This is a genomic window from Herbaspirillum sp., from assembly GCF_035644555.1.
In the GTDB taxonomy this organism is placed as follows: Bacteria; Pseudomonadota; Gammaproteobacteria; order Burkholderiales; family Burkholderiaceae_D; genus Herbaspirillum.
In genome coordinates this window covers 103,967-117,497 of record NZ_DASQOH010000079.1, presented here as the reverse complement: position 1 = coordinate 117,497, position 13,531 = coordinate 103,967, and the positions used below count along the sequence as shown (strand labels likewise).

Annotated in this window: 13 protein-coding genes; 1 reads left to right on the top strand and 12 read right to left on the bottom strand. The window is 63.8% G+C overall.

Annotated features, from left to right (window positions below):
- From VE092_RS22585 to ndk, 6 genes are all read right to left on the bottom strand, one after another.
- The coding region (locus VE092_RS22585) for a tetratricopeptide repeat protein (RefSeq protein WP_324880143.1) at window positions 1-139 on the bottom strand (139 nt) is incomplete at its 3' end.
- A gap of 43 nt (window positions 140-182) precedes the next feature.
- Window positions 183-1,538 carry a histidine--tRNA ligase gene (gene hisS, locus VE092_RS22580; RefSeq protein ID WP_324880139.1) on the bottom strand — a complete coding sequence of 452 codons (1,356 nt, stop codon included), beginning with the start codon at window positions 1,536-1,538 and terminating at the stop codon, window positions 183-185.
- Between the two features lie 141 nt (window positions 1,539-1,679).
- Window positions 1,680-2,942: a flavodoxin-dependent (E)-4-hydroxy-3-methylbut-2-enyl-diphosphate synthase gene (ispG, locus tag VE092_RS22575; RefSeq protein WP_324880138.1), complete on the bottom strand. Its 1,263-nt coding sequence runs from the start codon at window positions 2,940-2,942 to the stop codon at window positions 1,680-1,682.
- Between the two features lie 14 nt (window positions 2,943-2,956).
- On the bottom strand, window positions 2,957-4,036 hold the full coding sequence (locus tag VE092_RS22570) for a RodZ domain-containing protein (protein ID WP_324880137.1): 1,080 nt from the start codon (window positions 4,034-4,036) through the stop codon (window positions 2,957-2,959).
- A gap of 300 nt (window positions 4,037-4,336) precedes the next feature.
- Window positions 4,337-5,509, bottom strand: coding sequence for a 23S rRNA (adenine(2503)-C(2))-methyltransferase RlmN (gene rlmN, locus VE092_RS22565; RefSeq protein ID WP_039875259.1), 1,173 nt, complete (start codon window positions 5,507-5,509; stop codon window positions 4,337-4,339).
- 96 nt (window positions 5,510-5,605) lie between these two features.
- Complete coding sequence (gene ndk / locus VE092_RS22560; RefSeq protein ID WP_008329884.1) at window positions 5,606-6,031, bottom strand: nucleoside-diphosphate kinase; 426 nt, start codon at window positions 6,029-6,031, stop codon at window positions 5,606-5,608.
- A gap of 267 nt (window positions 6,032-6,298) precedes the next feature.
- On the opposite strand from ndk, the gene VE092_RS22555 reads away from it, so the two are divergent.
- Window positions 6,299-6,988 (top strand): Bax inhibitor-1/YccA family protein, encoded by a 690-nt coding sequence (locus tag VE092_RS22555; RefSeq protein WP_324880136.1) that lies wholly within the window; start codon window positions 6,299-6,301, stop codon window positions 6,986-6,988.
- 67 nt (window positions 6,989-7,055) lie between these two features.
- On the opposite strand, the gene rlmD is transcribed toward VE092_RS22555, so the two are convergent.
- The 6 genes from rlmD to VE092_RS22525 form a co-directional block, all read right to left on the bottom strand.
- Window positions 7,056-8,417 (bottom strand): 23S rRNA (uracil(1939)-C(5))-methyltransferase RlmD, encoded by a 1,362-nt coding sequence (gene rlmD / locus VE092_RS22550; protein ID WP_324880135.1) that lies wholly within the window; start codon window positions 8,415-8,417, stop codon window positions 7,056-7,058.
- Between the two features lie 175 nt (window positions 8,418-8,592).
- Complete coding sequence (rpoS, locus tag VE092_RS22545; RefSeq protein WP_324880134.1) at window positions 8,593-9,609, bottom strand: RNA polymerase sigma factor RpoS; 1,017 nt, start codon at window positions 9,607-9,609, stop codon at window positions 8,593-8,595.
- A 3-nt stretch (window positions 9,610-9,612) separates the two neighbouring features.
- Window positions 9,613-10,605 (bottom strand): peptidoglycan DD-metalloendopeptidase family protein, encoded by a 993-nt coding sequence (locus VE092_RS22540; protein WP_324880133.1) that lies wholly within the window; start codon window positions 10,603-10,605, stop codon window positions 9,613-9,615.
- A gap of 212 nt (window positions 10,606-10,817) precedes the next feature.
- Window positions 10,818-11,777, bottom strand: coding sequence for a protein-L-isoaspartate(D-aspartate) O-methyltransferase (locus tag VE092_RS22535; RefSeq protein ID WP_324880132.1), 960 nt, complete (start codon window positions 11,775-11,777; stop codon window positions 10,818-10,820).
- Complete coding sequence (gene surE, locus VE092_RS22530; RefSeq protein ID WP_324880131.1) at window positions 11,774-12,511, bottom strand: 5'/3'-nucleotidase SurE; 738 nt, start codon at window positions 12,509-12,511, stop codon at window positions 11,774-11,776. The genes VE092_RS22535 and surE overlap by 4 nt, the downstream gene beginning before the upstream one ends.
- Window positions 12,512-12,583: 72 nt before the next feature.
- A complete protein-coding gene (locus VE092_RS22525) occupies window positions 12,584-13,531 on the bottom strand; it encodes a flagellar brake protein (RefSeq protein WP_324880130.1) in 948 nt (315 codons plus the stop codon).

Here is a 13,531-nt window from a genome sequence, read left to right as displayed (position 1 = left end):
CCTGGTAGGTGTTCCAGCCCGTCCAGGCTGCATAGGCGGCCAGCGCGATGATCAGCGCCCAGGTCACCAGGTTGCCGTACTTCGCCCACCAGGCCTTGATGGAATCAAGCTGTTCTTGTTCTTCGAGATCGTATGCCATGTAACTCTGCGATTAGAAAACTGTGTTGACGGATGACGCTTGCTCAGGGGTGATAGTGCACGTGGTCATGATCATGGTCGTGATCGCCGACGATCTGCTCCACGATGTAGTCGACCACGGCATCGAAGGCCATGTTGCTCTGGTTGGCACGCCCCTCTTCGGCGCTGCCTTCGCGCATGTGCTTGACGGTGGCGGTACCGGCCTTGAGCTCGTCTTCGCCGATGATCACGGCGAAGGCGGCGCCACTGGCGTCGGCGCGCTTCATCTGCGCCTTGAACGAACCACCGCCGTTCGACGATGCGCAATGTAGCACAACATCGAGCCCGGCAGTCCGCAAACGTTCCGCCAGGACGAAAGATTGCAGCTGGGCATCATCACCCTGATGCACGAGATAGACATCGCACTGGTTGGGCGCATATTGCTCGCCGCTGGCCTTCATCAACTCCAGCAGGCGCTCCACGCCCATGGCAAAACCACAGGCCGGCGTCGGCTTGCCGCCGAACATTTCGATCAGCGGGTCATAGCGGCCGCCGCCACAGACCGTGCCTTGCGAACCCAGCTGGTCGGTGACCCACTCAAACACGGTACGGTTGTAGTAGTCCATGCCGCGCACCAGGCGCGGATTGACGGTGAACGGAATATTGTTGTGACGCAGGATCTTCTGCACGCCTTCGAAGTGCGCGCGCGATTCCTCGCCCAGGTAGTCCAGCAGCTTGGGGGCGGCGTTGACCATTTCCTGCATGGTCGGATTCTTGGTGTCGAGGATGCGCAGCGGATTGGCGTGCAGGCGGCGCTGGGCGTCGGTATCCAGCAGGTCCTTGTGCTGCTCGAAATAGGCGATCAGGTCGGCACGGTGCTTGTTGCGCTCTTCGGCGTTGCCGATCGAGTTCAGCTCCAGGCGGATGTCGGACAGGCCAAGGTCATCCCACAGGCGCTGGCACATCATGATCAGTTCGGCATCGATGTCCGGGCCGCTGAAGCCGACCGCCTCCGCTCCGACCTGGTGGAACTGGCGATAACGGCCGCGCTGCGGACGCTCGTGGCGGAACATGGGACCGACGTACCACAGGCGCTTGGGGCCGTCATAGGTCAGGTTGTGCTCGAGGGCGGCACGCACCACGCCGGCGGTGTTTTCCGGACGCAGGGTCAGGTTGTCGCCGTTCATGGAGTCGGTGAAGGAATACATTTCCTTCTCGACAATATCGGTCACCTCGCCCAGGCCGCGTGCGAACAGCGCGGTCGGCTCGACGATAGGGGTGCGGATCTGCTGGAAACCATAGCTCTTGAGCACCGATTGCACGGTGTTCTCGAACAGCTCCCACAAGGGCGCATCGGCGGGCAGGATGTCGTTCATCCCTTTGACGCCAACGATTTTTTCGACTTTCTTTTGTTCTGACATACCGAATACCGGAGAGTGTTGTCTTGATTCTTCAATTCTGGAAGCTGCCACCGTTCGCATCATGGACGTGAACGCAACAGCGCAAGTGTACTGCATGGCCGGGCGCAACCGACCGCGCGGGGCGGCCAGCAGGCCAGGCCATCAGGCCGGGCCGCCCTGACCGTAATGGGATTGGACGTAGTCCAGCACCACGTTCTGGAATTCTTCGGCGATGCGTTCGCCGCGCAGGGTCATCTTCTTTTCGCCGTCGATGAACACCGGCGCCGCCGGCGACTCGCCGGTACCCGGCAGGCTGATGCCGATATTGGCATGCTTGGACTCACCCGGACCATTGACGATGCAGCCCATCACGGCCACGTTCATGGCCTCCACACCGGGATACTTGCCCTTCCACACCGGCATCTGCTCGCGCAGGAAGGTCTGGATCTTGTCTGCCAGGTCCTGGAACACGGTGGAGGTGGTGCGCCCGCAACCCGGGCAGGCGATCACCATCGGGGTGAACTTGCGCAGGCCCATGGTCTGCAGGATTTCCTGGCCGACCACCACTTCCTTGGTACGGTCGCCGCCCGGTTCGGGGGTAAGCGAAATACGGATGGTGTCGCCGATGCCTTCCTGCAGCAGCACCGACAATGCTGCAGTGGACGCCACGATGCCCTTGCTGCCCATGCCGGCCTCGGTCAGGCCCAGGTGCAGCGGATAGTCGCAGCGGCGGGCCAGTTCGCGATAGACCGCGATCAGGTCCTGCACACCGGAGACCTTGCAGGACAGGATGATCTTGTCGCCGGCCATGCCCAGCTCTTCTGCGCGCTGGGCGTTTTCGATGGCCGAGGTCACCAGCGCCTCGTACATCACCGCCTGCGCCGACCAGGGTTCGGCACGCCCGGCGTTCTCGTCCATGATGCGCGCCAGCAGGGCCTGGTCCAGGCTGCCCCAGTTGACGCCGATGCGCACTGGCTTGTCGTACTTGCAGGCCACCTCGATCATCTGGGCGAACTGGGTGTCGCGCTTGGCGCCCTTGCCGACGTTGCCGGGGTTGATGCGGTACTTGGACAATGCCTGGGCGCACTCCGGATAGTCGGTCAGCAGGGTGTGGCCGTTGTAGTGGAAATCGCCCACCAGCGGCACATCCACGCCCATGCGGTCGAGCTGCTCGCGGATGGCGGGGACGGCGGCGGCCGCCTCGGGTGTGTTGACGGTCAGGCGAACGATCTCGGAGCCGGCGCGGGCCAGGTCCTTGATCTGGATCGCCGTCCCGATGGCATCGGCGGTATCGGTGTTGGTCATGGATTGCACCATCACCGGTGCGCCGCCGCCGACAACGATTTCCCGCGCACCGTGGCTGATGACCACGCGGCGGCTGTTGCGGCGGGCCAGCGGCCCGGAAGCGATCGGGGAGGAAGACATGATAGGCAGACGGTTCAGTTCAGGTTCAGGCGCGCAACATTGCTGCCGCCCGGCGTTTTCAGGTCCAGCGCCTGACCGCGCAAGGTCGCATCCACCCCGGCGGCATTGCCGATGATCAGGGTGGTGGCGTCGGAGACGTCGAAGGTTTCGGTGGTCCCGGCCTTCAACAGGCGCGAGATCACGGTGCTCTTGTCGGCGCGGCGGATTTCGACCCACGAATCTTCACGGAAGGTCAGGCGCAGCAAGTCCTTGCTGTTGACGATGTTGAGGCCGCTTGGCACGGTCGTGGAAGCCATCTGGCCGGGCGGCACGGCGGCCGGGGCCGCGCTGGTCGCGGCCTGGGACACCGCCGATGCCGGCTGCGAGGCGGCCGGGGTGGCCGCTTCCACCGGAGCCGGCGACGCCGCTACCGGGGGCGCCGGTGTGGCTGCGACCGGGGCGGTTTCCTTGGTGGCCTCCTTGCTGCTCTCCTCGGCAGCCGGCGGCACGATGGTTTCCACCCGCGCATTGACCGGCGTATCGGCGGACGCCACTTCGGCACCCTGCGCGGCGGTTTCAGGCGCTGCCGCCTCGCTCTTGTGGGACTTCAGCCAGGCCAGTTGCGGCACGGCTGCGCCCAGGTCGGTCCAGCGCACTGCAGCCGCACCTGCCAGCAGCGCCACCACCACCACGCCGGCGATGACGGGCAAGGCCGAGCTGTTGCCCCGGGTACTCATCATCATGGCCGGCAGCGGGCCTTCCGAGAAGGGTGTGGACAGCGAATGCTGCGGCACGATGTGATCGCGCTGCGCCATCGCCGACTCCTGCGGCATGGCAGCCGTCATGACGTTGGCGTCCAGACCCAGCACCTTGGCATAGCTGCGCACGAAACCACGCGCCACGGCCAAGCCCGGCAGGGCAGCATAATTGTCGGCCTCGATGGCCTGGATCTGGCGCGGCGCCAGCTTGACCAGGCTGGCCACCTGCTCCACCGACCAGCCCTTCTTCTGACGTGCCGCAGCCAGCATGGCACCAGGCATGAGGGCGGTCTGGGACGGTTGACCGGCCTCTTGCGGTTGTTGCGACGACATTTCGTTCATTTGTTGATCACTCATCAAATGCTCCACATGGAAAAGCTTTTTTTAACCGGCCCGGGCCGGATTCTTCTGGAGCGTCCCTGCGCGACCCGTGTCGCGCCCCTCCCGGGAATTTCGACCGCGCCGGCCTGTCCTGACGATGCGTGACAAGGCCGGCGATCACTTCAACAAAAACACAAAAAGGACGTGCGATGCCTGCGCCCCAGCGCAACATCGACGCCCCTGCAACACATTCGAACAAAAGAGGTGCATCTGCCCTCGCCAAGCTGGCAAAGGCTGGTGTAACACGACCAGCAAGGGCATTCACGCACCCTGCCGTCACCCGGAGATCTCCACGATGCGGCCGAAATCGCGGCCGTACTTGTCCTGGTACTCCGCCATCTTCTGCATGCGCTCCTGCACGCGTGTGCGGTCCTTGACCTCGCCGGCCAGCTGCCCGCAGGCGGCATCGATGTCATCCCCGCGCGTCTTGCGGATGGTGGTGACGATGCCGGCATCCATCAGGATCTGCGCAAAGGCCTTGATGCGGGGATTGTGGGAGCGCTTCAGGCCCGACTCGGGGAAGGGATTGAAGGGAATCAGGTTGAACTTGCAGGGGATGGCGGTCTCGCCTTCCTTCACCAGCGCGACAAGTTCGCGGGCATGGGTGTCGGTGTCGTTGACGCCATCGAGCATGCAGTACTCGAAGGTGATGAAGTCGCGCGGCGCGAATTCGAGATAGCGCTTGCAGGCCAGCATCAGCTCGCGCAGGGGGTGCTTGCGATTCAGCGGGATCAGCGAATCACGCAGCGCGTCGTTGGAGGCATGCAGCGACACCGCCAGCGCCACCGGGCACTCCTGGGACAGCTTGTCGATCATCGGCACCACGCCGCTGGTGGACAAGGTCACGCGACGGCGCGACAGGCCATAGGCATTGTCGTCCAGCATCAGGCGCAAGGCGGTCACGGTCGGCTCGAAGTTGAGCAGCGGCTCGCCCATGCCCATCATCACGACGTTGGTAATCTGGCGCTCGCCCTTGGGACCGCCCTCGATACCCTTGGTCTTGCGCAATTCGAACTCCGCCATCCACAGCTGGCCGATGATCTCGGCGACCGTCAGATTGCGGTTGAAGCCCTGCTTGCCGGTGGAGCAGAAACGGCAGTTCACGGCACAGCCCGCCTGCGTGGAAACGCACAGCGTGCCGCGGTTTTCTTCTGGGATGAACACGGTTTCCACCGCATTGCCCTGGCCCACGTCGACCAGCCACTTGCGGGTGCCGTCGGTGGAGGTATGGTCGCTGATGATGGCCGGCGCACGGACTTCGGCGCGGGTCTTCAGCTTGTCGCGCAGCGATTTGGCCAGATCGGTCATCTGATCGAAATCAGACACGCCGAACTGGTGTATCCAACGCTGCAACTGCTTGGCACGAAACGGCTTCTCACCCAACTCGCCGCAGTAGGCGACGAGTTGCGCGGGATCCATATCCAGCAGATTGGTGAGAGCTGTAGTCATGATGCTTGCGGCCGGGACCAAGGCAGAAAGACGCTGCAGGGATTGCGACGCCGGTTTCCGCCCCGATCCGGAAGACCGATGAAAAACAGGAACAGATTAACGCGAATAAACGTTCAGTGCCGGGAAGAAGTAGCTGATTTCGACCTTGGCGGTTTCTTCAGCGTCCGAACCGTGCACGGCGTTGGCATCGATGGAGTCGGCGAAGTCGGCGCGGATGGTGCCCTTTTCAGCCTTCTTCGGATCGGTCGCGCCCATCAGGTCGCGATTCTTCAGGATCGCGCCTTCGCCTTCCAGCACCTGGATCATCACCGGGCCGGAGACCATGAAGTCCACCAGATCCTTGAAGAAGGGACGCTCGCGGTGCACGGCGTAGAAGCCTTCTGCCTCGGCGCGCGACAGTTGTGCCATGCGGGCGGCGATGACCTTCAGGCCAGCGTTTTCGAAACGGGTGTAGATCTGGCCGATCACGTTCTTGGCGACGGCGTCGGGCTTGATAATCGACAGGGTGCGTTCAATTGCCATGAGAAAAACTCCAATAAAAATAATGGCTTAAAGCCAAGAATTGATAATTCAATTAACCTTGTATTTTAGCATGAAACCATCAGATAACATCTCAATTCACCTCCTTTGACACGCCATACGCCCGAGTTTTGCGCAACGCACCACGCCGGAGCACGAACCGGCCAGAGCAAGCAGCGGCAGAATGTCGAACCAGAGCGAGGGAAGACTTGTCTTAGTGACGAGCCGCCGTGCTATTCTCTGGCTCGCATTCAACGCTTCGGAGGACATATGAACCAACTGGACACGACCTTCGGCCACTCGACCACGAGCCTGGCCACCCGCAACCGTGTGCTGCGCAATACCTACTGGCTGCTGGCGCTGTCGATGATCCCGACCGTGCTGGGCGCCTGGCTGGGCGTGCAGATGCACCTGAACCTCTTCGCCGCGAGCCCGATGATCGGCTTCGTGCTGTTCCTGGCCATCGCCTTCGGTTTCTTCTTTGCCATCGAGAAGACCAAGAACTCCGGCTGGGGCGTGGCCTTCCTGCTGGGCTTCACCTTCTTCATGGGCCTGATGCTGTCGCGCCTCATCGAGTTCACGCTGGGCTTTTCCAACGGCGCCGGTCTGATCATGACGGCCTTCGGCGGTACCGCCATCATCTTCTGCGGCATGGCCACCATCGCCACCGTCTCCAAGCGGGATTTCTCGGGCATGGGCAAGTTCCTGTTTGCAGGCGTGCTGGTGATCCTGGTGGCCTCGCTGGCCAACATGTTCCTGCACCTGCCGGCGCTGCAACTGACCATTTCGGTGGTGGCCATCGCCATCTTCTCGGCCTACATCCTGTTCGACGTGCAACAGGTGGTCAACGGCGGCGAGACCAACTACATCTCCGCAACGTTGGCGATCTATCTGGACGTCTACAACGTCTTTGCCAACCTCTTGTCCATCCTGGGCATCGTGGGCGGCAACCGCGACTGACGCAGTTGCATCCTGAGCAATCAAAAAAGCCGGCGCAAGCCGGCTTTTTCATTGATGGGCCCGATGCCTATTGCGGCAGGTCAAATACCGCAATCGACTCGACGTGAGCCGTGTGCGGGAACATGTTCACCACCCCGGCGTACTTGAGGGCGTAGCCGCCCAGATGCACCAACATGCCGGCGTCACGCGCCAGCGTAGCCGGATTGCAAGACACGTAGACGATACGCCTGGGCTTGAGGTGCTGTTGCTCCGGCGGCAACTCCACCAGGGCCTTGCAGACTTCCATGGCGCCTTCGCGCGGCGGGTCGATCAGCATGCGGTCGAACTTGCCCAGGGCGATAAAATCCTCGGGCTTGGCCTCGAACAGGTTGCGGCAGTAGAAGCTGGTCTTGGCATCCACGCCGTTGACCTTGGCGTTGTCCAGGGCGCGCTCGGTCAGCGCCGTGCTACCTTCGATCCCGACCACTTCGCGCGCCAGCGTGGCGATGGGCAGCGTGAAGTTGCCCAGACCGCAGAACAGGTCGGCCACGCGGTCTTGCGGCTGCACATCCAGCAGGCGCAGTGCACGCGCCACCAGCACGCGGTTGATCTGGTGGTTGACCTGGGTGAAATCGGTAGGCTTGAAGGGCATGCGGATGCCGAATTCAGGCAGTGTGTACTGCAGCTTCGACTGGGCCGGGTAATACGGGGCGGCGGTGTCCGGGCCCTTGGTCTGCAGCCACCACTCGATCTGGTGCTGATCCGCGAAGCTCTTGAGCAAGACCTCGTCGGCCGCAGACAAGGCTTCCATGATCCGCAGCACCAGCACGGTAACCTTGTTACCCGCATCACCCTCACCCACCGCCAACTCGATCTGCGGCATCCGGTCGCGGATGGACAGGGCCGCCACCAGCTCACGCAACGGCACCAGCATGGCCGAGACGTTGGCCGGCAGGATCTCGCAGGTCTTCATGTCGGCGATGAAGGAGGAGCGCTTTTCGTGGAAGCCCACCAGCACCCCGCCCTTCTTGGCCACATGGCGCACCGAAATGCGGGCGCGATAACGATACCCCCAGGTCGGGCCATAGATGGGCCGCAGCATCACCTCGGCCTTGGTCTTGCCGAGGTGCCAGAGATTGTCCTCCAGTACGCGCTGCTTCATGGCGACCTGGGCTGACGGCTCCAGATGCTGCATGGCGCAGCCGCCACAGGTGCCGAAATAATCGCAGCGCGGCTTCACGCGCAACGAGGATTCGCTATGTAGCGTCGTCATGACGCCCGCTTCCCACTTGGGCTTCTTGCGATAGGACTGGAAACCGACCCGTTCGCCCGGCAGCGCGCCTTCGACGAAGATGACCTTGCCTGGCGTGCCATCCTCGTTCTCGAGGTGACCAACGCCGCGCCCGTCCATGTCGAGCGACTTGATTTCAATGATGATGTCTTGTTGCATGAGGGAAACCACTGGATGGGACCGCAGTCCGCTGCCAAAAACAAAAGCGGTATTGTCCGCGATCCTTGCGCGCGAGGGAAGCGCATTGCACGGCCGGGTGAGGCGGGAACACGGGAAACCGCCCCCGAGCGGCGCTACTGCGCTGGCCCGGGCGCCGGCAGCGCCTCCGGAGGACTCAGAACAGGGCGTCGCGCCCCACTCCGCGCGCGGTCAGCAGGCGCTTGAGCTTGACCAGCGCTTCCTGTTGCACCTGGCGTACGCGCTCGCGGGTGATACCCATCTCGCCGGCCAACTGCTCCAGCGTGGACGGGTCGTCATTGTCCAGACCGAAGCGGCGCGCCACCACCACGCGTTGCTTTTCCGACAGGCTCTTCAACCATTCGCGGATCAGCACGGCCATTTCCTGGCTTTCGGCACGGGTATCGGGATGCTCCTCCACCGCGCTGGGCAGCAGGTCCATCAGACTGGCCTGGGGGTCATTGTCCAGCGGCGTATCGAGCGAGGCCGCATGCTCGGACAGGGCCAGCACGTCCTGCACCTCTTCCACCGGACGGTCCACCAGATGGGCGATGTCCTCGGCGCTGGCGTCGCGGCCGTCGCGCTGCTGTGCTTCCAGGTGATATTTGGCGCGCAGGATCTGGTTCAGCTCGCGCACCATGTGCACCGGCAGGCGCACCGTACGCGCCTGATTCATGATGGCGCGCTCGATGCTCTGGCGTATCCACCAGGTAGCATAGGTCGAAAAACGGAAACCGCGCTCAGGCTCGAACTTGTCGATGGCGCGCATGAGACCCAGATTGCCCTCCTCGATAAGGTCCAGCAGGGCCACGCCGCGGTTGATGTAGTGCTTGGCGATCGACACCACCAGCCGCAGGTTGTGCTCGATCATCTTCTGCCGCGCTACGAACTCGCCCTGCTTGGCCAGGGTGGCGAAATGCAGTTCCTCGGCCGCTGTCAGCAACGGCTTGGCGCCGATCTTGTTGAGGTAGTGCTGGGTGGTGTCGGTGGACAGCTCGGCGGCCAGCACCTTCTTGAGTTCGTCCACCCCTTCGGCTGGCGCCGCCTCCTGGGGAGCATCGGCCGCCGCATCGCCATCGATCACTTCCGGTTCATCGATCTCATCAATGGGATCGTCGATGTCCTCTTCGCGAGGGTCCTGGTCTGGCAAGTGATCGCGGCGATTGCTTGTCATACGCTAGCGTGGCGGTAAGTATTTGGAAGGATCAACAGGTTTGCCCTGTTGCCGGATCTCGAAGTGCAACTTGACGCTGTCGCTGTCGGATTTACCCATCTCAGCGATCTTCTGTCCCTTGGTCACGCTCTGGCCTTCCTTGACCAGGATGGTCTTGTTGTGGGCATAGGCCGACAGCAGGTTGTTGGTGTGCTTGATGATCACCAGGTTGCCATAGCCGCGAATGCCGCTGCCGGCATACATGACCTTGCCACCGGCTGCCGCCAGCACTGCCTGGCCATCCTTGCCGGCGATGTCCACGCCTTTCTTGCCGCCTTCGAAGGTGCCGACCACCTTGCCTTCGGCCGGCCACATCCACGAAACGCCTTCGTCATCACCCGCGGGCGCCGCGCTGCCTGCTGCCGGCTTCTCGACGGCATGCGGCGCTTCCGGCTTGGCCGTACCCGCCGCCGGGGTCGCCGGTGCCGGGGCACTGGCTGCCGGGCTGGCATCGGGCTTTTCCAGTTCGGCCAGGGCGCTGTCCGAATAGGCGCGCTTGTCGCCACGCGGACCTGTCTTGTTGCCACCCGAGGCCATCGGTGCCGCCGCCGGTGCGGAGCTGCCCGGCGCGCCCAGCGGCCTGACATCAAGCCCGGCACCCGGCGCGGCCACCACGGCCGCCGTCTGCGGCGCGCCGGCAGCGCGGTCGGGGGGAGCCACGCGCAATACCTGATCGACCTTGATGTCGTTCGGGTTGGTCAGGTTGTTCCAGGCCACGATGTCGCGCCAGTTCTGTCCGACGTCCAGGGCGATGCGATACAGGGTGTCGCCCTTCTTGACCGTGTAGTAGCCACGCCCGGACGGCACCGGCGCGGCCGGCACCACGGCATTGTCGACCGGCTTGACGGTGCTGGTGGTGCGCTCGACCACCGGCGCCGGCTGCTGATTCGGTGTCGAGCCGCAGGCGGCCAGCAAACTGACGACACTGCCCAATACAGCCAAACGAATTTTCTTCATGCTCTTACGTAAGATTTTGTACGACGCTAGTTGACATGCAGCCAGCGCCAGAAGTTCATCAGGGAAATGCGGCCCCCTTGCCTGCCCATCCGCTCTCTTCATCGACCCGCGGCTTGGATGCTTGTGCTTGTTGCCGCCCGTTCCCTGTTTCGATGATGCTTGGCGGATCCTGACACCCGCCGGTATTGCCTTGCTGCCCGTGGCCTACCGCCTTACACCGTTCCCGGTCGCAAGGGCACGAAATGGCACTGTTCCAGGGTACTGCGGCGCCAGTCGCGCTGGCCCACGCGTTCTATCAGTTCCAGAACCTGCTGCTTTTCGCCCACCGGGGCCACCAGCCTGCCGCCGATGGCCATCTGCTCCAGCAGGGCCTGCGGTACTTCCAGTCCGGCTGCCGCCAGAATGATGCCGTCGAAAGGCGCTACCTGCGGCAGGCCAAGCATACCATCTCCGTAATGCAAGCGGATGTTTGCAATCCGCAAGGGACGCAGATTGGTCTTGGCCAGCTCGTGCAGGGGCTTGATACGCTCGATCGAATACACCTCGCCGGCCACCCGCGATAGCACCGCAGCCTGGTAACCGCAGCCGGTGCCGATCTCCAGCACCCGGTCCAGGCGCCCGCCGTGACGGTTCTGGCGCATGATCTCGATCATGCGCGCCACGATGTAGGGCTGGGAAATGGTCTGGTGATGGCCGATCGGCAAGGAGGCATCGATATACGCCTGGCTGGCCAGTCCCGGCTCCACGAACATGTGGCGCGGCACTGCCTCCAGCGCGGCCAGCACCTTGACGTCGGCCACGCCCTGCTTGGCCACGCGCGCCACCATGGCCTTGCGCACGGCCTCCGAGGCCAGCGGGGAGGCGTGGTGGGAGTGGTTGGTCTGGGTCACCGTCATGACGTTCTTGATCGCCGTACGCGGCGCCGGTGCGGCGCTCAGCAGGCGCTGGGCCGGTGCGACCGGGGCACGTGGCGGCACCGGTGGCGGTCGCAAGGCCTGCGCCAGACCCTGCTGCACCGGCTTGAGCGCGGCCCGCTGCGACGACTGGGCGGCATTCTTGGCCGCCGTCTGGGTGGTCGCCTGCGGGCGGCCAGCCGCATCCCGCCCGGCGGACTTCTTCTTGTCGACCACCGAAGACAGGGAGAGCGGAAAGCGGCTGGACTTGTCGCTCATGCAAGCGCTTTCTTGAGGTTGTCCAGCTGGGTGGTGTGGGTCAGGTCGATCTGCAGCGGCGTGATCGAGACATAGCCATGGGCGGTGGCATGGAAGTCGGTACCCTCGCCGCCATCCCGTGCCGCACCGGCCGGGCCGATCCAGTACAGGTCGCGTCCATGCGGATCGGTCAGCTTGTGCACCGGCTCGGACATGTGACGCTTGCCCAGGCGCGTCGCCAGACTGCCCTTGATCTGCGCGTACGGCAGGTTGGGAATGTTGACGTTGAGCAGGTAGGGCTGTGGCAAGGCGTCGAAGCGGCGCTGCACGATCTCGCGGGCGATACGGGCCGCCGTGTCCAGCTCGGCCCAGCCTTTGTGCAGCTGCGAAAACGCGATCGACGGGATGCCGAACAGGAAACCCTCGGTCGCCGCCGCCACGGTGCCGGAATACAAGGTATCGTCCCCCATGTTCTGGCCCTGATTGATGCCCGAGACGATCAGGTCGGGCCGCTCCTTGAGCAGGCCGGTCAGGGCCACGTGCACGCAGTCCGACGGCGTGCCGTTGAGATAGTAAAAGCCGTTGGCCGCCTGCTCCACCCACAGCGGACGATCCAGGGTCAGGGAATTGGAGCTGCCGGAACGGTTGCTGTCCGGCGCGACGACGGTGATGTCGGCGATGGGGGCGAGCGCCTCGGCCAGGGCATTGATACCCGGCGCCAGGTAGCCGTCGTCGTTGCTGATGAGGATCTTCATGGCCTGAATTTTAACCGAAGCCGGGCCTTGGGCAGCCACCGCGAGCGACATTCTCAGCGCTGCGCACCCCCGCTACTCCTGCAGACTCCATTCCTGGTAGACATAGGCTGACAGGACCAGCCTGTCGCGCACGCTGAGCCCGGAAAATTCCACGCCGTACTGGTGGAAATCCGCCTCGCCCAGGGCCTCGACGGTGCGCAGCACCACCTGCAGGTCCACGCTCAATTGCTGGTCGGCGACGGCGGCCACGAAGCGCAAGCGCCCGGTCACGCCTTTTTGCGCGGCCACCCTGCCCGACAAGGACGTCGCTACCAGCGAAGCACCACCCAGGCTGAGGTCGATCACGCTGGCCGGCAGCGGCTGGGCGCCATCCAGCGTCAGGTAGCCCTCGGCCCCGACCGGCACCCGCATGGCCTGGCGGATCACGGTGGAGCGTACTTCCCGGGGCAGCGACAGATGCAGATAGACGAATGGCGTCTGCTGGTACTTCAGCAACTGGGCAGCGAAGGCGTAGGCGCGTCGTCCGGACAGCGCACGTACCACGAACGCCTGGCCATCGCGCACGAAGAGCTGCTTGCCCTCCTTCTGCGGCGCAGTCACCAGGATGCTGCGATTGGGCAGGCAGCCCACCAGGGATACGGCATAGCGCTGGGCGGCATCGTCGGCGAATTGCAGCCACAAGGTATCGCCGATCTGCCAGCGTACCTCGTCCAGGGTGATCACGCTTTCCTGGCCGCGCTTGACGGCGCTCGGCTTGGCAGGCTTCTTGCCACCGTGCTTGCGGCGCAGCACGTCGCGCGCCTGCGGCAGCGGTACCGATTCGGTATCGGGCTCGGCCACCCAGTGGGCATTGCGGTAGAGACCGTTCTCGATCAGGCCGGCCAGTTGATCCGGCGTGTCGATCAGGGTGCCACGCGCCAGCAGCAGCTTGCCGGCTTCGTTGTAGATGGGCCAGGGAGCGGGCTTGCCCAGCATCAGCGCCGAGGCGCGCACCGGCACCAGGGAGGTATGGTCGGCCAT

Coding starts and splice junctions, on each gene's coding strand:
- hisS (WP_324880139.1), bottom strand. CDS start 1,538: ATGTCAGAACAAAAGAAAGTCGAAAAAATCGTTGGCGTCAAAGGGATG.
- ispG (WP_324880138.1), bottom strand. CDS start 2,942: ATGTCTTCCTCCCCGATCGCTTCCGGGCCGCTGGCCCGCCGCAACAGC.
- VE092_RS22570 (WP_324880137.1), bottom strand. CDS start 4,036: ATGAGTGATCAACAAATGAACGAAATGTCGTCGCAACAACCGCAAGAG.
- rlmN (WP_039875259.1), bottom strand. CDS start 5,509: ATGACTACAGCTCTCACCAATCTGCTGGATATGGATCCCGCGCAACTC.
- ndk (WP_008329884.1), bottom strand. CDS start 6,031: ATGGCAATTGAACGCACCCTGTCGATTATCAAGCCCGACGCCGTCGCC.
- VE092_RS22555 (WP_324880136.1), top strand. CDS start 6,299: ATGAACCAACTGGACACGACCTTCGGCCACTCGACCACGAGCCTGGCC.
- rlmD (WP_324880135.1), bottom strand. CDS start 8,417: ATGCAACAAGACATCATCATTGAAATCAAGTCGCTCGACATGGACGGG.
- rpoS (WP_324880134.1), bottom strand. CDS start 9,609: ATGACAAGCAATCGCCGCGATCACTTGCCAGACCAGGACCCTCGCGAA.
- VE092_RS22540 (WP_324880133.1), bottom strand. CDS start 10,605: ATGAAGAAAATTCGTTTGGCTGTATTGGGCAGTGTCGTCAGTTTGCTG.
- VE092_RS22535 (WP_324880132.1), bottom strand. CDS start 11,777: ATGAGCGACAAGTCCAGCCGCTTTCCGCTCTCCCTGTCTTCGGTGGTC.
- surE (WP_324880131.1), bottom strand. CDS start 12,511: ATGAAGATCCTCATCAGCAACGACGACGGCTACCTGGCGCCGGGTATC.
- VE092_RS22525 (WP_324880130.1), bottom strand. CDS start 13,531: ATGGCCGACCATACCTCCCTGGTGCCGGTGCGCGCCTCGGCGCTGATG.